Origin of the sequence: Hahella sp. HNIBRBA332, assembly GCF_030719035.1 — a bacterium.
In the GTDB taxonomy this organism is placed as follows: Bacteria; Pseudomonadota; Gammaproteobacteria; order Pseudomonadales; family Oleiphilaceae; genus Hahella.
Genome location: NZ_CP132203.1, coordinates 3,134,570 through 3,155,376, shown reverse-complemented (window position 1 = coordinate 3,155,376; position 20,807 = coordinate 3,134,570). Strand labels below are relative to the sequence as shown.

The 20,807-nt window shown below is 51.7% G+C and carries 19 protein-coding genes; 11 read left to right on the top strand and 8 right to left on the bottom strand.

What is annotated here, in order from left to right:
- Positions 1-93: 93 nt before the first annotated feature.
- The 5 genes from O5O45_RS13935 to O5O45_RS13915 form a co-directional block, all read right to left on the bottom strand.
- Complete coding sequence (locus O5O45_RS13935; RefSeq protein WP_127970060.1) at positions 94-495, bottom strand: hypothetical protein; 402 nt, start codon at positions 493-495, stop codon at positions 94-96.
- A 9-nt stretch (positions 496-504) separates the two neighbouring features.
- Positions 505-912 (bottom strand): hypothetical protein, encoded by a 408-nt coding sequence (locus tag O5O45_RS13930; RefSeq protein ID WP_127970061.1) that lies wholly within the window; start codon positions 910-912, stop codon positions 505-507.
- Positions 909-2,075 (bottom strand): hypothetical protein, encoded by a 1,167-nt coding sequence (locus O5O45_RS13925; RefSeq protein ID WP_305905813.1) that lies wholly within the window; start codon positions 2,073-2,075, stop codon positions 909-911. The genes O5O45_RS13930 and O5O45_RS13925 overlap by 4 nt, the downstream gene beginning before the upstream one ends.
- A gap of 196 nt (positions 2,076-2,271) precedes the next feature.
- Entirely contained in the window at positions 2,272-3,213 is a 942-nt protein-coding gene (locus O5O45_RS13920) for a hypothetical protein (RefSeq protein WP_305905812.1), read from the bottom strand.
- Positions 3,214-3,442: 229 nt separating this feature from the next.
- Entirely contained in the window at positions 3,443-4,285 is an 843-nt protein-coding gene (locus O5O45_RS13915; protein WP_305905811.1) for an ADP-ribosylglycohydrolase family protein, read from the bottom strand.
- 178 nt (positions 4,286-4,463) lie between these two features.
- On the opposite strand from O5O45_RS13915, the gene O5O45_RS13910 reads away from it, so the two are divergent.
- The 10 genes from O5O45_RS13910 to O5O45_RS13865 all read left to right on the top strand — a co-directional run bounded on the left by O5O45_RS13910 (position 4,464) and on the right by O5O45_RS13865 (position 17,719).
- On the top strand, positions 4,464-5,828 hold the full coding sequence (locus O5O45_RS13910) for a TolC family protein (protein ID WP_305905810.1): 1,365 nt from the start codon (positions 4,464-4,466) through the stop codon (positions 5,826-5,828).
- On the top strand, positions 5,825-7,027 hold the full coding sequence (locus O5O45_RS13905; RefSeq protein WP_305905809.1) for an efflux RND transporter periplasmic adaptor subunit: 1,203 nt from the start codon (positions 5,825-5,827) through the stop codon (positions 7,025-7,027). The genes O5O45_RS13910 and O5O45_RS13905 overlap by 4 nt, the downstream gene beginning before the upstream one ends.
- Positions 7,024-10,209, top strand: coding sequence for an efflux RND transporter permease subunit (locus tag O5O45_RS13900; RefSeq protein ID WP_305905808.1), 3,186 nt, complete (start codon positions 7,024-7,026; stop codon positions 10,207-10,209). The genes O5O45_RS13905 and O5O45_RS13900 overlap by 4 nt, the downstream gene beginning before the upstream one ends.
- A 16-nt stretch (positions 10,210-10,225) precedes the next feature.
- Positions 10,226-10,927 (top strand): response regulator transcription factor, encoded by a 702-nt coding sequence (locus O5O45_RS13895; protein ID WP_305905807.1) that lies wholly within the window; start codon positions 10,226-10,228, stop codon positions 10,925-10,927.
- Positions 10,924-12,222, top strand: coding sequence for a sensor histidine kinase (locus O5O45_RS13890; RefSeq protein WP_305905806.1), 1,299 nt, complete (start codon positions 10,924-10,926; stop codon positions 12,220-12,222). Before O5O45_RS13895 ends, O5O45_RS13890 begins: the two co-directional genes overlap by 4 nt.
- 190 nt (positions 12,223-12,412) lie before the next feature.
- The gene (locus O5O45_RS13885) at positions 12,413-13,666 is read left to right on the top strand and encodes an EAL domain-containing protein (protein ID WP_305905805.1); all 1,254 of its coding nucleotides are present in this window, start codon (positions 12,413-12,415) and stop codon (positions 13,664-13,666) included.
- Positions 13,667-13,789: 123 nt separating this feature from the next.
- On the top strand, positions 13,790-14,971 hold the full coding sequence (locus O5O45_RS13880; protein ID WP_305905804.1) for a BaiN/RdsA family NAD(P)/FAD-dependent oxidoreductase: 1,182 nt from the start codon (positions 13,790-13,792) through the stop codon (positions 14,969-14,971).
- 59 nt (positions 14,972-15,030) lie between these two features.
- Positions 15,031-15,480 (top strand): hypothetical protein, encoded by a 450-nt coding sequence (locus O5O45_RS13875; protein ID WP_305905803.1) that lies wholly within the window; start codon positions 15,031-15,033, stop codon positions 15,478-15,480.
- Positions 15,481-15,816: 336 nt separating this feature from the next.
- Positions 15,817-16,527 (top strand): hypothetical protein, encoded by a 711-nt coding sequence (locus O5O45_RS13870; RefSeq protein ID WP_305905802.1) that lies wholly within the window; start codon positions 15,817-15,819, stop codon positions 16,525-16,527.
- A gap of 190 nt (positions 16,528-16,717) precedes the next feature.
- Positions 16,718-17,719 carry a YaaC family protein gene (locus tag O5O45_RS13865; RefSeq protein ID WP_305905801.1) on the top strand — a complete coding sequence of 334 codons (1,002 nt, stop codon included), beginning with the start codon at positions 16,718-16,720 and terminating at the stop codon, positions 17,717-17,719.
- Between the two features lie 4 nt (positions 17,720-17,723).
- Here O5O45_RS13865 and O5O45_RS13860 read toward each other — a convergent pair whose 3' ends face one another.
- Positions 17,724-18,473 (bottom strand): IS5 family transposase, encoded by a 750-nt coding sequence (locus O5O45_RS13860; RefSeq protein ID WP_305902294.1) that lies wholly within the window; start codon positions 18,471-18,473, stop codon positions 17,724-17,726.
- A gap of 329 nt (positions 18,474-18,802) precedes the next feature.
- On the opposite strand from O5O45_RS13860, the gene O5O45_RS13855 reads away from it, so the two are divergent.
- Positions 18,803-19,411 carry a BRCT domain-containing protein gene (locus O5O45_RS13855; protein WP_305905800.1) on the top strand — a complete coding sequence of 203 codons (609 nt, stop codon included), beginning with the start codon at positions 18,803-18,805 and terminating at the stop codon, positions 19,409-19,411.
- 60 nt (positions 19,412-19,471) lie between these two features.
- On the opposite strand, the gene O5O45_RS13850 is transcribed toward O5O45_RS13855, so the two are convergent.
- Together O5O45_RS13850 and O5O45_RS13845 are read right to left on the bottom strand one after the other, a co-directional pair.
- Positions 19,472-20,167 (bottom strand): hypothetical protein, encoded by a 696-nt coding sequence (locus tag O5O45_RS13850; RefSeq protein ID WP_305905799.1) that lies wholly within the window; start codon positions 20,165-20,167, stop codon positions 19,472-19,474.
- A 234-nt stretch (positions 20,168-20,401) separates the two neighbouring features.
- Positions 20,402-20,797 (bottom strand): hypothetical protein, encoded by a 396-nt coding sequence (locus O5O45_RS13845; protein ID WP_305905798.1) that lies wholly within the window; start codon positions 20,795-20,797, stop codon positions 20,402-20,404.
- Positions 20,798-20,807 lie beyond the last annotated feature (10 nt).

Sequence of the window (20,807 nt, the reverse complement as noted above, 5' to 3'; positions counted from 1 at the left end):
CCAAATCCACAGGAACAAAGCTGTTGTATTGATACGGGCCATCAAGACAGCAGCCGCCGAGGAGAATAGGTAAGAGTAAGAGAAAACCCCTGCTCACTCACCCTCAGTGGCGCATTGACTGAACTCTATTTCCACACTTTGTAAGGCGGCGGTATCATTGGAGGCAACTGATACAGACTCTTTTCCAAAATATCTTTCCGCCATTGAGCATTGATAGCTAACTTCGAAATCCCCAGCTTTGACAAGCGAATATGTCTTCTCTGACACTGGGAACGAAACTGTCTTTCCTGAGGCCAGTTGAGTCGGTGGGAAGGAAAAAATACGCTGCTTATCTTCCTTTGACTGCAGCTTTTTGATGATCAGAGAACTGTCAGATACGTTTCTCAATTTAAGCTCAGCTGTTAAAGGGATATCTACGTCCGGAATATAAGTTGTGCAGCAACCTGTGATACCTGTCGATAAAAGAAAAAGCAGACTTATTGCCGAGGTTTTCATGTCGCTTCCTTATAATTTTTCCTGTGGGTGAAAATAGCTGCAATCATCAATGATTATTGTCGCTAGCCAGTATCCTTCAGATCTCTCAAGTCTAAAGTTTTCACCAGGAGATAACTGGCTCTCTGATCCCTCGCATGCACCAAAGAAATAAAACTTCCTATCGACGATAGCATCAAACGAGGAGATGGTCATTTGTAATACTTCTGAGTCTTCGCTTGGATGTAGGCGAAAGCTTTCCATTGAAAACATAGCGTTAGCGTCTGGTGCGGCATAGAACTTTTCTATATTAATAGTGTTATTTGTATTGTTTTTAATGATAATATTGGTTGGAACTACTCCTCTGACTGAGTAAGAGGAGTCAAGGCAGCAACCAGATAAGGCTAGTATGGCAGTTGCGGTTACTAAAGCTTTTCTCATTTGAACTTTATCCTTGAAATCCAGATTAGTGAGCGGACATCTTTTTCAGTTGCAATTTGCCTATCATAAAAATCAGAAGGTGTTGCGCCATTGTAGTATTTCATCAAATCTATTTCTGAACTCTCAGGATAAGAACTCCCTCCCATAAAAGTAGGCTTAGGAGACTGTGTCAGTAGAAAAGATGAGCCTTTGTGACTGTATGAATTATTTGCTCCACTATAGGCGCTTAATAGCTCATGGCCAATCTCATGTGCAGCTGTGGACATAAACTCTTGATCTGCATGTGAGGCGAAATAGAAGCGCCATATTCCACTGATTTTAACCCAACCTACATTATAAACGATATCTTCAGGAGCTATATTTCCAATTAGTGAAATTAATCCTCTAATTTTTCCTGGGTTACTTGATCTGAGAATTGGTCCATTAGTGTTGTAGGATATGGAAATGTCATCCATAGCCTTGTCTAAATTTGGAATGGGATTCAGTATTACTTTGTAGGATGTACATTGGTGTCCTGTATTGATGCTTACACTTCTGGACCAATATTTCTTTACACCAAGGAAGACTAAATGTTTTAGGTCTGTGAAGCTTTTGTGTCTTATGTGTCTTTCAGTGAAAGCATCGCTCCAATGCATATTTTCCTTTCCTTGGAATGCTTCTTCTGGCGGGAGCTTTCCTACGCCTCTAGCCCCGCCATCTTTTAAGTTCAATCTCAATTCAACGTATACTCGCCTATCACTCCTGTCAATTTTCAGATCCAGCCAGTCTTCTTGGGCGGCTTCCCCTTTAAGAAACAAAGTACTGAACTTTGTTTTATGATCTTTTTTTGCAGTAACAGTTACTTTAAGCTTGCTGCTTTTAAGTATCTTGGTATCAAGGGTGCCTACTCTGTCGTAGCCATCCCACTCCCACTTATGGATGCCTGTTTCGCGCATACTTGCAGGTAACTCTATTTGAAATACGAGAAAATCACCATCAGAAATATTTATATAAAGCTTATCAACAGACTGGTTCTTTACTTGTATTTCAAAGGTAATAAAGTCTTTGTTTTTCGTGGTATTCGACTTGAGTTCCTGGAAATCAGGGATGCATAGAGGGGTTAATATGGTATCGGGAGATGTCTTGAGTAGTTTTACTTCAACATCAAAATCCATTCTGCTCATCTTCTTCCAAACCTTGATTGCACACTAACGAAAAATTCATGTTACAAAACTTAACAAACTGGAAGAATAGGGCGTAGAGACTAGCCTCTATTGGGTAAATAGGAGCGAAGAGAATTTAGGTTTGAACACGGAAGTTGAGTAAGGGACCGTTTATGGGGTCCCCAATCTGAAAGCTATTCGAGCTGTTGTCGCGCAGTTATATCCGCTCAACCTCCACACCTATACCCATATGATCGGTGATGGCCACGGCTTCCCAGCTTTGGTGGCTGGTGGGAGCGAACTGAGAAAGGTAGATCAGGCGATTGACTCTAACTGATTGGGTATTGTAAACCGCCACGTCGTATTTTTTGGTTCCCGTGCTGTTTGTGCCCTGAAACTCTCTATTGTGAGCGTCGAATGGTTGTATCGATGAGCCTGTGTGCGCATCAGCGAAGGTTTGGCCCAAGGCTTCGCTGACTACGGTGTGGGTAAAGTCGTTACTTCCCTGGTTAGTGTCGCCCATGATGATGTCGATAACCCCTGCATTGCTTTGCAGTAATTGGTTGCGAATGGCGCCGTAAAATACCTTGGCTGCGTCTGCTGATTTGGCGACTGAGTTGGGAACATGTACGAAGACCGCCAGGACGCCATAACTCTTGATAGCGATCCAACCTTGGCCGTCGCCTGCGAAGCGATGCTGGCTGTTATTGGTGGCGTGCACACTGAAGCAGTTACATGCTTTGGCGGGCGTCGACGTTTTGAATATCGGGCCGGCGCTATTTTTCAGTGTGGCCCATTCTGCATGCTCGCTGTTCAATTCACCAAAAACCATCAGGTCGCAACTCTTTCCGAAAGCTTGGCCTAAATGCTGATGATTCAGGCGCGCCTTGCCCTCCACCAGGCTCCGAAAGGAAGCGTTATCGTGTTGTCCTTTATTCATGTGCCCTGCTGACGCCGTAGAAATCATCTGAGAAGGGCCATGAAGCAGTTCATGTGGCTCGACGGCGGGATTAGTCGGCGGCACCAGCAGCCAGGGGCCCTGATGATTAGTAGCGGAATGATCGTGAGTCATCCGGGTAAAATGTTGCGAGTTTGAGGCGCTGACGCCATGGTCGCTACTGGCGTTGGAGTTTAACGACTGATATGCAAAAACTGGCATGTCCTGTTACCACTTACTGTGTGCATTTGAGATTGTTTGAAACACTATGAAGGGCAGGGAGAGGCAATCTTTGGCGCGTACTCCGTTACACTTTATCCGTTTCTTGTGAGCCGACATTTATGCTTTTCAAACGATTGATATGCAATGAAAAAATAACGAAAAACCGCCGTGCGTCACATAATATTTCGTTAGGCTTACGCCTGCGCGTTCGATCAGGCGTAAGCGACTTTTATTTCACCAGCTCCATCAGCTTTTTATCCAGCGATGCGATGTAATCATAGCCGTATGCGCCTCTTTCCAAATTGTCGAAAAGCGACTGTGGAAGGTTTTTGTCTACCTCTTTTGAGCACGCGGCTGCAGCCAGGGCGATAGTGGCGACGGTGTCCGTATCCCCCGTGTAAGCGATGCATTTAAGCAGAATAGATTTGAGGTCTTTTTCCGCTATGACTGCCGTGATGGCGGCGCGAGTGGAATCCACGCCCAAGGCGCCGACTTTACCTTTCCAGGGAGCATTCCAATCGCCGGGGACTTTGGAGGCGATGTATTCGCCAAGGTCCTGTTTCGGGCCGAGGTCGTAAATGAAATAGTGCGTCATCAATGCAGCGGCGAGGGCGGCGTTTACGCCGAGCGGCGTGTTATGGGTGACTTTCGCCTGTAGTGCGCAGTATTCGATGACTTGCTTCTCATCCGCCAACACGCCGATGGGACTGGCGCGCATGGCGGCTCCACTTTTCTCGCTGTCGGGTTTGATGCGGGCCAGAAATTCCTCCGCCGTCTCTACGCTACAGAGAAAATCATAGAAGCCTTTGGCGTATCCCTCTCTCTGATCACGCTTGAAAGCGTTAAGAAAGTAGCCGGCGAGAATAGTCTCGTTCCAATGCTGTTCGGCGATCAGGGCCTCCGCTACGGCGATCGCCATTTGAGCGTCGTCGGTGTACTGGCCCGGCAGAATAGTGGTGTGTCGCTGGTGTTGGATGTACTGCTCGCCGAAGTTGTTCTCGCGCACAATCTTGTTGGAAGCGTATTCGAAACCAGCGCCGTAAGCGTCGCCGATAGCGAGTTCTAATAACATGTTGAATCCTTCTGCTTATTCGAAAAAGGCTTGATCAGTCGCTGCAACGATGAATCTGATCGGCTATGGCGGCGCATCCGCTATTTCTGCGGTATCCACGCCAGCGTTAACCGGCCGTTAACCCGTTTCCCGATAGGATGTCGCCATTGTCGTATCAATCATATCGGGGTCGACGAAATTGTCCGTAGTACTTCAATTTAAACGATGCATTATTCCTGCGCTGCTGCTGTCGTTGACCGCCTGCAGTTTGACGCCGGTTAAGCAGGCAAGCAACCTGGAAAAAATGGAGACGCCCGCCGCCTGGGATCAGGCGCTGGGTGAGGGCGTCGCGCTGGAGAGCCTGACAGACCTGATTGCCGACGCGCAATTACAAGGCCTGTTGCAAGAGGCCATGCAGGCCAATCCTGACTTGCGTCAGACGGCGCTGCGCTTGCGTGAAAGCGGGTTCAGCCTGACGGCGCAGAACGCTTCCCGCATACCCGAAGTGTCCGCCAGCGCCAAGGGCGAGCGCTCAGGAAGCGACGAGGTGGACGCCCACAGCACATACTCGGCCGGCCTGAACTTGTCCTGGGAACTGGATATCTGGGGGCGCCTCAGCGATCAAAGCAACGCTGCGCGCGAAGACTATGCCGCCGCGGAAGAAGACTTGAACGCCGCTAAAGCCTCCCTGGCGGCGCAGGTAATGCAAACCTGGATTGCTTTGTCCGCTGATAAGAGCCGGCTGGCTATTCAGCAGGCGCGTATGGACAGCCTGCAACTCACCGAAACCACCATCCTGGAGCGGTTTCAGAGCGGACTTGGCGATCTCGCCGATCTGGATGCGGCGCGTTTATCCACCGCCAACGCCAAAGCTCAACTGGAACAATTGAGCCAAACCTATCACGACCGTCTGCGCACGCTGAATGTGCTGTTGGGAAGACTGCCGCAAACGTCGAGTCAAACCGCGGAAATCTTGCCGGAGGTGATGTTGCCCCAGGCGGACACGCCTATGCAGGTGATCGGCGCGCGCCCCGATCTGAAGGCCGCCTACCGTCGAATTCTGGCGGAAGACGCTCGCGCCAGCGCAGCCCACAAGAACCTGCTGCCTGGATTTTCCCTGTCCGCCTCCTTATCCGACAGCGGCGAGCGCGTGAGTGACCTGTTCCGACAAAGTCCGGCCTGGAGCCTGCTTGGCTCAATGACGGCGCCTTTGTTTAACGGCGGACAAATTAAAGCCAACGCGGATGCCCAGGCCAGTGTGGCGGAGCGGGCCTGGTGGAGCTATCGGGAAACCCTGCTGAACGCCCTCAATGAAGTGGAAAGCGCTTTGGAAAGCGAGCGTCGTTTGAGTGCGCAGCAGACTCACTATCAAAGCGCCAGGGAGCACGCCGAATCCAGTCTTAGTCATTACCAGGAGTTGTACTCCCAGGGGCTGGCCGACATCACTGATCTTCTGCAGGCGCAGCGCAGCCTGTTCGACGCCCAGACCCAGCTGCTGGAAACGCGCCGCGACCGTATGAGCAACCGAATTACACTGGGCCTGGCCCTTGGACTGACACTATGAACGCCATCGTAAAACCCTCCACTGAAGATACGGCGCGCAGCGCTGCAAATTCTGACGCCAAAGCTCGCCGACGCAGAAAGGTCTGGGTGTCTCTGCTGGGGCTGACGACGATTCCGCTGGCGTTGTGGGCGACTGCCTACGCCATCAACAACAAGCCGGCGCCAATGCAGAGTGAAAAGCATCAAAGTCTGCCGGCGGTGACGGTGATTGAAAGCACCCCTGGCGCTTATCCCTACCAGCTCAGGTTGAACGGGGAAGCGACGCCGGAATATGAGCTGAAGCTAAAAGCGGATGTGGCCGGCAAAGTGACTGAAGTGGGAAAGGTATTCACCGCAGGAGCGCACGTCACCAAAGGGGAATTACTGTTCGTTATCGACGCCACCGATTATCGCGCAGCGCTCGCCAGCGCCAGGCAGACGCTCGCCGAAGCCGATTACGCGTTGCAGCAGGAGCAGCGCGAGGCCGAGCAGGCGGAAAGAGACTGGCGTCGCTCCGGCATTAAAACGCCGGCGTCAGATCTGACCTTGCATAAACCGCAACTGGCCAGCGCCAAAGCCAGGCTTGAAGCCGCTCAAGCGGCGGTGGAGCAGGCGAGTAAAAATCTGGCGCGCACCCGGGTCATTGCGCCTTTCGATGGCGTGGTGGTCAGCCGTAGCGTTGCCTTGGGGGATTATGTCAACGTGGGCGCGGAAGCTGGAACGTTGTATTCCGTGGAAGCAGTACAGGTGCGCCTGTCCCTGACCCAGCAACAATGGGGGCTATTGCAGCAGGACTTGCCTGACACCGTCACCCTGCGCTCCATCGAAGCGGATGGCGCCGCCTGGAGCGCTCAGGTGGTGGGGCTGGACAATTATATCGACGCCTCCACGCGTTTGCGGGGGCTGTTGGTGGAGGTCAAGCAGCCGTTGCAGCAAGAAACAGCGTTGCTGCCTGGCTCGTTTGTTGAAGCGGAGATTCGCGGCGCGGATATGGACAACGTGTTGAAAGTGCCTGCGTCTGCGGTGACCGCCGGCGGCTATCTGTGGTACGTGGATCAGCACGACAAGTTGGTGAGAGAAACGCCGGACATTCTGTTCACTGGCGACGATTCCATCTACGTGAAAGCGGAAAGCGCCGCGACCCTGGCGGTGGTGCGTAATCCCTTGGCGGGCTACGCGCCGGGCGCGCAGGTTCATCCTGTGCGGGAGACGGCGCAATGAGTTCCAAACAATTCAATTCCGGCGGAGGTTGGGTCGCCTGGTTCGTGCGCAATCCCGTCGCCGCCAACTTGTTGATGGCGGTGATCCTGTTGGCTGGCGTGGTGACCGCCTTTGAACTGCGCAAGGAAGGTTTTCCTTCCTTTCCGCCAGATGAAGTCACTGTCAGCGTCAGCTATTCCAGCGGCTCCGCCAAAGCGGCGGAAGAGGGCGTCGCCATCAAGATCGAAGAAGCTCTGCAAAGCGTGCAGGGCATCAAGCAGATCACCAGTAAGTCCTCCACCTCATCGGTGACAGTGACTATTGAGAAAGAGAGCGACTACGACCTCGATAAGCTCAATCAGGATGTCAAAATCCGCGTGGACGCCATCAAGAACCTGCCGGAGGCGGCGGAGAAGCCCGTCATCAGCCAGGCGGAGCGTGTGGATCATGCGATCTGGGCCCAACTCTATGGCGATGCGGACCAGGATGTATTGCAGGATTTGGCGGACCAATTAAGGGATGAATTGCTCGCTGATTCTGAAATCAAACGCGTGACTACCTATGGCGACCGCACGCCGGAAATTACGGTGGAGGTCAGCGAAAGCCGTCTGCAATCTTACGGTATGACCTTGGCGGAAGTGTCCGATGCGATCAACGGATCGTCGTTGATTCGCAGCGGCGGTGAATTGCGGAGCGCGGATGGCTACCTGGTCATCAAAGCAGACGACCAGAAATACCGCCGCCGCGACTTCGAAAGTATCGTAGTGAAAGAACTGACCAACGGCGCACGCGTCACTTTGGGAGATATCGCCGAGGTCAATGACGCTTATGACGATACGCCGGTGCTGTCCCGTTTCAACGGTGAGCCCTCTATCGCGCTGAAAGTGGAGATGATCGGCGATTCCGACATTATGAAAGTCTCGGAGCGGGCGGAGCAGATTACCGAAGCATTTCGTGAAACCCTGCCGCAAGGCGTTTCCAGCGCCACCTGGTATGACAAAAGCAGCGCCATCGCCGATCGTTTGAATCTGATGTACAAGAACAGCCTGCAAGGCATTCTGCTGGTGCTGGTGCTGCTGGCGTTGTTTTTGAACTTCCGTGTGGCCCTATGGGTCGCCGCAGGCATTCCGATTTCCATTGCCGGCGCGGTATTTTTGATGGGGGATGGTTTGTCCGCCATGACCATTAATTCGCTCACCACGTTTGGTTTTATTATGGCGTTGGGAATCGTGGTGGATGACGCCGTGGTGATCGGCGAAAGCATTCATACCGAGCAAAGCCAGCGCGGCGCCAATGTGGCCAGCACCATCCGCGGCGTGCAGCGCGTGCTGGTTCCCGCCACCTTTGGCGTGTTGACGACCATCGTGGCGTTCGCCGGACTGCAATTGGTGGAAGGCAAGATGGGGCAGCTGTTCGCCCAGTTCGGTATTGTGGTGATCTTTTGTCTGGTGTTTTCTTTGATCGAATCCAAGCTGATCCTGCCGGCTCACTTGGCCCATGTGCGGGAAAGGGCGCAGCAGGGGCGCAAGCACTTCGCCGCGCGCTGGCTGGAGGCGATGCAGGAGAAGGTACGGCTGGGTCTGGAGCACTTCACCCATCGCTACTATCGCCGCGCCTTGCATGTACTTTTGGAATACCGTTACGCCACGCTGGCGGCGATGCTGGCGTTGTTTATCGTGGTGGCGGGGCTGATACCTTCCGGCGCGGTGCGCTTCGTGTTCTTCCCCAATGTTCCAGGGGATGTCATCAATGTGCAACTGACCATGCAGGATGATGTCGGATACGGTTTGACCCAGCGCGAGGCGTTGCGTATTGAGCAAGCGGCGCAGGACCTGAACGCCGAGTTGATCGAATCGAAGCAGATGGAAGCGCCGATTATCGCCAACCTGCAAGTCAGAGTGGCGTCGGAAACCGACGTGTCCATCACCGCCGAACTGGCGGAGCAGAACCAGCGCGCTTTGACTATCGACGAAGTGGCGGCCTTGTGGCAGAAGAAGGTCGGCGCAGTGGAAGGCGCGCGGGCAGTGAAGTTCATCACCGCGTTTGATGGCCCGGAAGACCTGCGCGTTGAGCTGGCTTCCAATGACAACCAAACCCTGACCCTGGCCAACGACAGACTGATCGCCGCGCTGCAGGAGTACGCCGGGGTGGAGAATATGGAGAGCACCCTCAAGATTGGTCAGCCGCAGATTACGCTGTCACTGACCGACTCCGGGCGCGCGCTGGGACTGACCACGGCGCAGCTGTCCGCCCAGGTGCAACAGAACTTTCAGGGTTACGAAGCGCAGAGCTTTCAACGTGGCAAAGACGAAGTGAAAGTGAAGATTCGTTATCCCTCCGGTGACCGCAGCCATGTGGACGACCTGGTCAACGCCCGCGTGCGCACCGATGATGGACGCGTGTTGCCGCTGCTGAGCGTGGCGAAACTAGAGTCTTCCTACGTCGCTAACGAAATCACCCGGGTGGATCGCAAACAAGTGGCGGTGGTGACGGCGGATGTAGACAAAAACATCACGTCGCCGCAGGAAATCCTCACGGCGTTGCAGAATGGCGAGCTGCGCAAACTGCAGCTGGATTACCCAGGGTTGACGGTCAGTTTCGGCGGCGAGGCGACGGAGCAGGCGGAAACCAGCGCCTCTTTCATCAAAGCGTTCGCCCTGGTGTTATTCGGCATCTATGCGCTACTGGCGATTCCATTACGCTCATACGGGCAACCGTTGATCATCATGACCGCTATTCCGTTCGGCGTGGTCGGAGCGATTCTGGGACATTGGATGGTGGGCATCTCCATGAGTCTGCTGTCTCTGTTCGGTGTGTTGGCGCTATCGGGCGTGGTAGTGAACGACAGCTTGCTGATCGTGGCGGAATTTAATGAAGCGCGCCAGGGCGGCATGGCGGTCAAAGAAGCGGTAAAGCACGCCTGCGCCAGTCGCTTGCGCGCCATCTTGCTGACATCCAGCACCACTTTCGTAGGGCTGGCCCCATTGATTTATGAAACGTCCGTGCAGGCGCAATTCCTCATCCCGGCGGCAGTGGCGCTGGGATACGGTATACTTTTCGCAACGGTCATCACTTTGGTGTTGATCCCGGTATTGCTGGCTATCAGTGAGGATCTACGCAGTCTGGTTGGCGGGCGACGCCGTGAGACGGACGGGAAAAGCGCGGCTGACGCGGTTTTGGGCGCGCCTGATGAAGCGGTTTGATGATGGGAAAAAGACTATGAGCGGCCATTTGCGAGTGCTGCTGGTGGAGGACGATATCGATCTGGCCACCACCGTGCTGGATTATCTGGCGCTGGAGAACATGAGTTGCGACCACGCCGCCAATGGCGTGGCGGGCTATAATCTTGCGCGGGCCAACGCCTACGACGTGATGCTGCTGGATATCAATATGCCGCGTATGAACGGGCTGGCCATGTGTCGCAAACTGAGAGAAGAAGGCGTGGATACCCCGGTGCTTATGCTCACCGCGCGAGACACTCTGGACGACAAGGTGGAAGGCTTTCGCGCCGGCACGGATGATTATCTGGTGAAGCCGTTCGCCTTTGCGGAGTTGATTGTGCGTTTGCAGGCGTTGTCCCGCCGCCGTAGCGGTCAGGCGCGTTTGCTTACAGTAGGGCCGTTGCAGATGGATCTGGACCAGCGGCAGGTGCGGCGCGAGGGCAAAGCGTTGACGCTGACGCCTACAGGCTGGCAGTTGTTGGAAAAGCTGATGCGGCACAGCCCGGGCGTGGTGAGCAAGAGCGATCTGGAACAGCTGTTATGGCCGGATTCGCCGCCGGACAGCAATGCATTCAAAGTGCATTTGTACAAATTGCGCATGGCGGTGGACAAGCCCTTCGCCAGCGCGCTGATTCATACCGTGCCGGGACAAGGCGTCCGTTGCGGTGAGGCGGAGCGCGATGGAGAGGAAGCGATTTGACGTTCGCTAAAGAGTTCGCCGTCAGACGGGTTTTTCGCTATTACCTGTTGGGGATCGCAACCCTGATTGTGATCATCTACACCCTGTTGCTGAAAGAGTATTTCGGGCGCGGCCTGGAGCAGGCGATGACGGTGGAGATGTATTTTCTGGCCCAGGACTACGATCAGCGCCTCGCCAACAATCCTGAGGCGGAGTTGCCGTCAGGTTTATATGTGCAGTCCTACCGGGACTGGTCCGCGGTGCCTGAGCCCTATCAATCGCGGCTTGATCGGTCAGAGCTGGTTTCCGCCAATCTTGAAGTCCTGTTCCGCAATGAAGCGTCGGAACCGAAAGCCCCGGGGGATATCTACTTTCTGTTTCCTTTCCATCTGTCGAACGACGAATGGCTCTACATTACCCGGCATCCTACGCCGGGCGCGCTACAGCATGATGTGCGTCACCAGATCTGGCGTATTCGCGTGAGCCAGATCATTCTGGCGCTTGCGGTGATCCTCGGCGTTATCATTCTCACTCATTTGTTTTTGGTATACGTGGGGCGACGCGTGGATCGACTGGCGCACTGGGCGCATAACCTGAACCTCGATACCTTGACGGAAAAACCGCCGCAGATGGGCTTCGCGGAGTTTTCAGATATCGCGGAGAAGCTGCACAGCGCCTTCGCACGGCTGCGCACCGCCCTACAACGGGAGAAGGACTTTTTGCGTCACGCCAGTCACGAACTACGCACGCCCATCGCCGTGGTGCGCAACAATGTCGAGCTGCTGCAACGCCGCAACCCGCCGGAAGAACTGACGCCGTCACTGGCGCGTATCGAACGCGCCGCTTATGGCATGCAAAGCATGACGGAAACGCTTTTGTGGCTGGGACGGGAGCAGCGGGAAGGCGCGCCTCGCCGCGATGAGGATCTGGCGGCGGCGATCCGGGAGCAGATCGACTTCCATCGTTACCTGCTGCATAGCAAACAGGTCTCAATCACACTGGATGCGCCGGACACCTTGGTCACGGCGATAGCGATCACGCCCTGGACTATTATCTCCGCTAATCTGATTCGCAATGCGTTCCAGCACACTGCGGCGGGTTCCGTTACCGTGACTCTGAGTGAGAGCCGCCTGATCGTTCTCAACGTTGACGAAGAGGTGGATGGACCCTCTGAGGAAACAGAACGTGAAGAAAGTAACCGCATAGGGCTCAAGCTCTGCCAGGAAATTGCGGAAGCCATGGCCTGGACGCTGCAAATCGATCGTCGACCGGATGGAATGCGAGTGGAACTCATGTATGGGGCGTCGATGGATTAAATAGCGTTCATTTTCTCAGGAAGTCGAGGGGTCGCCTTGCAATATGGTTGTTACACGGTATAAATTGCCCAAACAGCGTGGCAGTTACTAAAGTACACCTAAATATTCAAACCTTTACAGTAGGTTATGATCAAATGGCCTAACCTAATCGGCTGTACTACTGGCCTCCTTCTTTACTTTCGGAGTAAAAATGGATTCGGTTGCGAAGCGCATATCGAGTTTGCGGACAGGTCCGGATGGAATCCCTGACGGAGACTCGGACAAACCCTGTGACGGGGTCCAACCAGAAAGCAATCAGTACCTCCCTTTTTTTCAGCCTATCGTCGATATTAACCGGGGAATGGTGGCCGGTTATGAAGCCTTGGCGCGGATTCGGCGCGATGACGGTACAGTAATGTCCGCTGGCCCCTTATTCTCTGATCCCGGCGTTGACCGACGGCGGTTATTGAATATTGACCGCATGGTGCGCAAGCAGGCGCTAGAAACCGCTCAAACCCTCCCTCCGGATTGCTTCCTCACTCTCAACATTTCCCCTGAATGGATGCGTAAAAGCTGCGAGGAAGAGCAGGTTCCCACGATCCGCATGATTCATGAAGCTGGCATCGATCCGCAGCGTGTGGTGGTCGAGTTCACGGAGAATGGCGGCGACGAGGCGGCGCTGGTGGAGCAGGTGGCTGAATATCGGCGTGCGGGTTTGCGCATCGCCATTGATGACTTTGGCGCCGGATATTCGCAATTAAACCGCATTATTTCTCTGGAGCCGGATCTCATTAAGCTGGATATGCGCCTGTTCAAGCGCGCGGCGCGCGGGGGTATTTCAGGCGAAGTAGTGCAGTCCGTCGGCTACCTGGCGGAGCGTGCGGGCAGCCAGATCATCTGCGAGGGCGTGGAGACGGAAGACGAGTTTCGCTTCGCCATGGAATGCGGCGCCCGTTACATTCAGGGTTACATCTTCAATCCTGCGCTGGAGCGTTTTTTGGCGCCAGACGCGCCGCAGTCAAAAGTCGGTATGTTGTTGGAGAGCTTTATCCATCGCAAGGTGGAGGAAGAGCGCCGGCATATTTACTACATCCATCAAATGGAAAAGTGCGTGCTCGATATCAAGGACTCTGTGCTGCGCAACGAGGATTTCCTCGGCGCGCTACCGCATCCGCCAGAAGGTTTCCTGCGCTTTTATATCTGCGACCATACTGGGGTTCAGATCACGCCCAACTTTGATTGGGACGGCGCTGAATGGTTACAGCATATGGGCAATCAAGGGGTGAACTGGGCCGCCAGACCTTATTTTTATCAGATGCTGGCGATCGAGCGTCTGTTGCAAAGGCGGGTCATCAATTCGCGGCCATATCGCGACACGAACTCCGGTTTTCTGTGCCAGACCATCAGTACGGTGCTGGACAGCGAGCGCACCTTGTTGGCGGATATTCGTTACTTGTGCCAATAGGCGTGACGGACAGCCTTCTCTGCGTCAATACGGACCTCGCTGAGACTACATAAATAAATTAGTCGACAGCTCTTGAGAGGCTTACAATGCGCTGGTTTGCAGACAGTCAGTGTGGAGTCTTTCGTGGTTGAAAAAGTAGATGTGGTCATCATTGGCGCCGGCGCCGCCGGTTTGATGTGCGCGATTACCGCGGGGTATCGCGGCAGAAAAGTCCTGGTGCTGGATCACGCCAATAAAGCGGGCAAGAAAATTCTTATGTCCGGGGGAGGGCGCTGCAACTTCACCCACCTGAACTCCACTCCGGCCAATTATTTATCCAATAATCCCCATTACTGCATCTCTGCGCTAAGACGCTATACCCCTCAGCACTTTGTGGAATGGGTGGAGCGCCATGGCATTGAATATCATGAAAAAACGCCTGGGCAGTTATTTTGCAATGAGAGCAGTAAAGATATTCTCAACATGCTGCTGACTGAATGCGACTGGGCTGGCGCTGAAATTCGTCTGCAATGCAGTATCGATGCGGTGGAGCGCGAAGGCGACCACTTTCGTTTGCAGACCTCAAGCGGGGCCATCCAATGTGAGTCATTGGTGATCGCCAGCGGCGGGTTGTCGATTCCTACACTGGGCGCATCGCCCTTCGGCTATAAAATCGCGGAGCAGTTTGGTCTTAAGGTATTGCCGACCCGGGCGGGATTGGCGCCATTCACGTTGCAGCCGGAAGATTTGCAGCGTTTCGCGCCTTTGTCCGGCGTCAGTTGCCCGGTCGCCGTCAGCGTTAACGGCGTGACCTTCAAAGAGCCTATGCTGTTCACTCATCGTGGTCTCAGCGGCCCCAGCATGCTGCAAATCTCCAGTTTCTGGAGACCTGGCCAGGAACTCACTATCGACCTGTTACCGGACGACGATGTGCTGGCGGAACTGAAAACCTGGCGCCAGGAATCACCCAATAAACGCCTGGAAACCTACCTCAACGCCAAACTCCCCAAGCGCGTGGCGCAGATATTCACCGAATGGAAAAACTGGAATGAAACCTTCCAGCAATGCTCCAATCAACGCCTGCAGGAAGTCGCGGACGCCTTGAAAAGCTGGAAAATCAAACCCAACGGCACCGAAGGCTACCGCACCGCTGAAGTCACGCTAGGCGGCGTCGACACCGACTGCCTCTCCTCCAAAACCATGGCCGCCAAAGACATCCCCAACCTCTACTTCATCGGCGAAGTCGTCGATGTCACCGGCCACCTGGGCGGCCACAACTTCCAATGGGCCTGGGCGTCTGGGTTTGCGGCGGGTGGGGAAGTCTAAGAATGGTCCGCTTTTGGAAAACTTGTCTTCAATAGTCATCAGCCAACAGGAACCTCGCAATGAGAAAATGCAGGTTTGGCGGCTTTCTCATTCTGCTTTTAAGCGGGAGCGTGATGGGTAACGCAGAGGTTGAAGATGCCTCTGCGAATAAGCCAGAAAAAATATTCGAACTGGAAACCTATAAGGTTCGCCTGACAAACGGTGAGTTAGAGATCGATAACGTTTTTCCGAGATTCGAACTTCTGGGCGCAAGTGGGAGTGATGTAATCCAGTCCATTGACGCCTGTGAGATCAAGCTAAACGGCTATCGAACGCTTGATGCGAGAACGGACTTCAGCTTCATAGAGTTTTCCGGATATAAAGCCATGGACGATCAAATAAGCTATGTCGCTGACATGGTCATAATGAAAGGAAAAGAAATCGTCGCGAACTGCCATATCTCTCTTGCGGAAAGTAAGCTTGTCCAAGGAGAGTGCTTACCTATTGAACCGCAATCGATCCATCCGTGAACATACGAGCCCTGCCGTTTACCTGTTCGGAAAGCCAATCATTGGGGAATATCAGGTTTGATTGGGCGCCCACACTGTAAAAAGATTAATACCCTTGAGGGGCGAGGTATTAAGGTTGAGCCATATACGTGCCGCCATTGCGACAATAAGTCTTACCGTATGCCTGGGGTAACTTTTGCCGTGGAAATAGGTGTTGCGCTTGTCGGTGTTTATCTTATTTATACCTTTTTGAGAGTGGGACTGGATAGTATTGTATGGCATGTCTTAGGGGCAGTTGCGATTCTTCTGACGGGACTCTCATGTTGGCCTAATTTGAAAGTGAAAGACAGGTAACAGATGTCTTTGTTTTTGAACTCCATGCTATTGAGAGCAAGCCGCATGATAAGGCCCTGTATTTTCGTATTGGCGTCCTTGCTGGCATTTCCATTTTCCGTCTGCGCGCAAACAGTCTTCTCGTGGAGGCATGACGGCGTTGTCGTTAACCAGGGGCAAACGCTCCAGACAGAGCTGCAAAACGCCTACACAGGGTTTGAAACAGACGAAGGGCTCTATCTGGCGGGATTTAAAATTGATCGGAAAGGGGAAAACTTTCCCTTCGTTGTGTTTATATCCCGTAATTTGGAGAGGGTGAATAGCTGGCCACTGGAAACGATGGCAAGCCAGTTTTTCGAGTACCAGCAAAAACTGTATGTGCTGGATGTAGAGGGAAAGGCGTTTCAGTTCGATGGAACAGACTGGAAGCCTTCTGGTCTGACTTTTAAACCTGACTCTATCATTATCTCCGCCGGTGAAAATCTCATCGCGTGCAGCCCTGCGCCTTTGACAAAAGCCGCCACAGGAACAGGAAGTTGTTATTCGCTGTTTAAACAGTGGGATGTGGAAGCGAACTGGCGTGCTGTTTCCCCTAAAATCTGCGATGGAAGTTTGATTCTTCAGGATTCAAAAAGCAGTTCAACACATTTTCTGGTTATTGAAGTAACGTCTGGTAAATTATTGAATTCGAACGCCAGTTTTCAAGAGGTTGCTGCTTTTTGTACAGGTGGATGATGCATAGGCTTGTAGGCTGATTAGAAATAAATAGTGTTTCTTTTTCTCTATCTGGATTTATCTTCTATATTGTAATTAAAAGAGAGGTTTCATATATGTTGGTGCCTCTCGGTTTTGATGTTTTTTTGTGATTATTTTTATGTCGCAAATTTGAATAATTGTAATCGTTTGCTATCTTTTGGTGGTCGCTATGGCTTATAGAGTGATAGAGATAAATAAGTCAAAAATAAGGCCTCATAAAGCTGTAGTTAACCCAGCTTTCGACGCTCCTACAATATTGGTAACTGATAAGTTTGACTATGTTGAACTTTGGCTGAAACGTAATGCTTCAGAGGAAGCCCAACTGTATTGGCAGCAGGCAGAGAATTTTTATCATGCTACTAGAGTATTACCTAAAGAATCTCAAACTATTGCATCGTATTTTTGTATGCTTAATGCTACCAAGTCTCTGCTTTCGGAGAAGAAAATAGACTATTCAGATCTTCATGGTGTTTCTGGTGAGTCAATTGGTTCAAAAACATCACTAATGAATGAGGTTTCTAGTGTAAAAGGGCGTGGGGTGTTTTGCTCGTTAAGCAATTATTATGGCTCTAATATTTTTAATGTAAAAGTATGCCTTAAGGATGTTATTTATAATATGCCATTTGTTCATAGAGCATATACATGCACATATGTTAGAGCGAAAGAGCTATTTATACCTATTCGAGACCCACATTTTGTTAAGCAGGTTGATGGGACTGAGGCTTGGTTTACTGCAGAAATAGTGGATGCTAAATATTGCACTGATAAAGTAATAGGCAGGCAGCGTGGGTGGGAGCTGGATAAGTCTAACTCGGATAGATTTTATATTAGGAGGAATAAGCGCTTCCGCTGGGATGAATCGAACAGCTATGAGATGAAGAAGAATATTGAAAGGCTTCAGTCTTACCACTATAAGATAAGACGAGATATAAAGTATATCCATGGCGAACAAAGGCTCTGGTACTATAAGAGAAATGATCGTTCTAAAGGAATATTGCATTGGCCAACACCTTCACTGATATTTGTTGCTATGCACCGACTAAGTGAGCTTACACGTTATGACCCGAAAAGGCTGAGAAGACACTTTGCAAGTCAACATAACTGGCTACTTACGGAGTTTATCAGTCAGGCAACAGATAATTTTATTGACCAAATAGCTAGGGTCTGTTGACGTTTCACATCGGCAGCCATAAATACCCACAAGCCATGGCTACCATACTTTCATAGTTCCTCTTCAACTTGTCATACCTCGTCGCGATGGCCCGGTACTGCTTGAGTCGGGCGAAGGCGTTCTCCACCAAATGGCGACACTTGTATAAACCCCAATCCATATCGTCATTGCCTTTGACAGAGTTTCGCTTTCTCGGTATCACGGCCCTGGCTCCCTTCCTTTCGATCTGTGCCCGCACTCGTTCACTGTCGTAGCCTTTGTCTCCGACAACCGCTTCTGACAAGGGAAGCTTTTCAATCAACTCCGCCGCTGCCGTACAGTCATTGACTTCGCCTCCTGTGATCTCAAATTCCACAGGAAGACCATAGGCATCCACGGCCAGATGCACTTTCGTGGTATTGCCCGCCCGACTCTTACCAATCGCCTGAGACTCTTCCGTGCAGGCTCCTGCGCTGTGCTGATGGGCCTTCACATAGCTGCCATCAATAAACTCCCATTCCAAATCCGGCTCGCGGATCAAGCCCCGGAAGATCCTCAACCACTTGCCTTGGGCAGACCAGGAATTGAATTTTTTGAACACCGAATTCCAGTCGCCAAACTGCCCTGGCAAGTCTCGCCAGGGACACCCCGTCCGCATTCGGTACAACATGCCTTCCACCATCATTCGTAGTGTGGGCTTGTTATAGATTCGCTCTTGCAGCATGATCTCTTTCAGCTTCGACCAAAGCTCGTCACTGAGCATCAATCGGGGCATCGCAAACTCGTCTTGTTGTTGGTGTGGGAACCGCAATATGACGAGTTTGCGCCTATCTATCACCTATGACGAAACGTCAACACGCCCTAGTGATCTGACTGGACATGAATTGATGGTGCCAGGGTATAGGGCTTCCTCTTTGAGTTAGAAAAAAGCGCAACTCTACTCTTTTTGGTTTGTGGCGACATATTTTGTCTTTACGATAGATAGAATACTACTATCGCGAGTGCAGGGGATAATCTGAATATTATCCATTGGCGTATGGCCGTTTTTCAGTTTAAAAAAATATTCGCGCCTTAAGTTTCAATCATTTTAGAGAGGGAATATTTATGGATATTTTCACCGAATTCAATCTAAATAAAATTAAGGACAGGCAAATAGATACACTGATCGGTCTGAGCAAAGGCATTGTCGCTGATGGAAGAGTCGATCAGGCGGAAGCGGAGTTTCTGCAAACCTGGTTGGTGCAGAGCAGGTGTGCTTCCGATAATCCACTTATCGTTAATTTGTTGGATAGAGTTAGCGTTATGTTGGAAGACGGTGTATTGGATAGTGAAGAGTCCTCTGAGCTGCTAAGTGTTCTGAGAAGAATCTCGGGAGATGAGTCTTATCTGGGGGAGGTCGCCAAGGCAACCCGTCTGCCTATCATCGAGCCCATGCCGCCCATTACCTTTCAGGGACGGTCTTTCCTTTTTAGCGGAACTTGTGCGCTTGGAACGCGGGAGCAGTGTGAGGAAGCGACTGTGGCGCGTGGAGGCAAGATCGCCAAGAACGTCACGAAATCACTGGATTATCTGGTGATAGGAACCTATGTGAAGGATAGCTGGGTCCATGAAAACTTTGGGCGGAAAATTGAGAAGGCTATGACGTATCGGGAGAGCGGCGTTCCTATTGTGATTATTACTGAACAGCACTGGGCTCAGTCGGTATGTATGTAGTGGGAAGATGGATATATTTGGCGCAAGAATAAATGCGATGAATACTTTATAAAGATAGCTTCAGTGTATTCGATCTTCAGCCGGAAGAAGCGCTACATGTTTTGAAAAAGCCTTTACTATCTGAGGAATTTTTTCTTTGTGCTTAATATTTAGCATCATATAAGTAACGGCTTCATATAGCATGTGGTCGTTGCATTTCTTGAAATCAACGTCGAATTTCCTTTTGATCTTTTTATAGTGATCATCGGTGATGGCGATGCCGTCTATGCGGTGCGCCATCGCCATATTCACGTAAGACTCCAGGTTGGGGGAAAAGACCATGTTTCTCTTGATGTTTTCAGGAAAGTGATCGTACGCGGAGATCCCTAATAATTTTCCGACTACTAATTGGTCTATGTTCTGCGTGTCGGGGCAGTCCAATGAGGTCGGTATATATAGATAAAAGCGCTGGCGATTCAGTGGCCAGGGTATGGCCACCAAATGACTGTAAATCTCCGTCACCTCTTTAATTCTTATGAAATCACCGTCAATACTGCCTTCATCGGCGGCGCGTATTGAGCGCGCCAAAGGAAGGTTCACCCACTCGATTCTCCAAGGGGTGTCCCGAAAAGCGGCTTCAACGAACCTTTGATAAGGCGCATACAATTGTGCGATCTCATCGTTCGCTCCGATTCTCAGCACCTCCCGCGTATCTGAAGCGGCGTAGGCGGAGGCTGTTGCGCAGAACCAGAACCCTAATACCGAAAGAGCTTTCATAGCATTTCTACCGAAGTGCATCCTGGGGAAGATGGATTAAATTTTTACAGGCGTCGCGCATATTCAGTTTAGTAAACTACGCGGGCAATTAAAGTGTGTTCGGTGAGCCGGGTTGAGGCATCTACCATGTCTCACGCGTAGCTGGTTTTCTGCTAAAAGAAAGTCTGGTTATGATCGGCCCGGTGTGCTCCTTTGTATGAACGGGGCAAGAGAGAGAGCCTAAAAATGAGCCTGTTAGTCAGTCTGCTCGCCAGCAAAATAGGGAAGCTCATTGTTTCTGAATTGCTCAAAGACCCTTTCTATTAGCTCCCATGCTACAGCCGCCTCCATATGGCCAGCATCAGGCCACTCCCCCCACGATTCTTCTATAAGCCAGCCCGGCCAATGTCCTACTAACGGCAGGCACTCACAGTCAATGCTCTGATCCTCTGCAATCTCCATTGACCATGAATCGCCGCGCGCTCTGAAGTACCATGGATAGTTGTCAACAATACCGCAACCTTGGACTGGGCAGGAGCCGCTGACATACCCATTCCAGTTGACGCCTGATCGTTCAAACATAATAGAACCCGATTGTGTTTTTAAATAGAAATAGGGGAAATTGTAAGTCAAAGCATAACCCGCGATCATGCATAGTTTC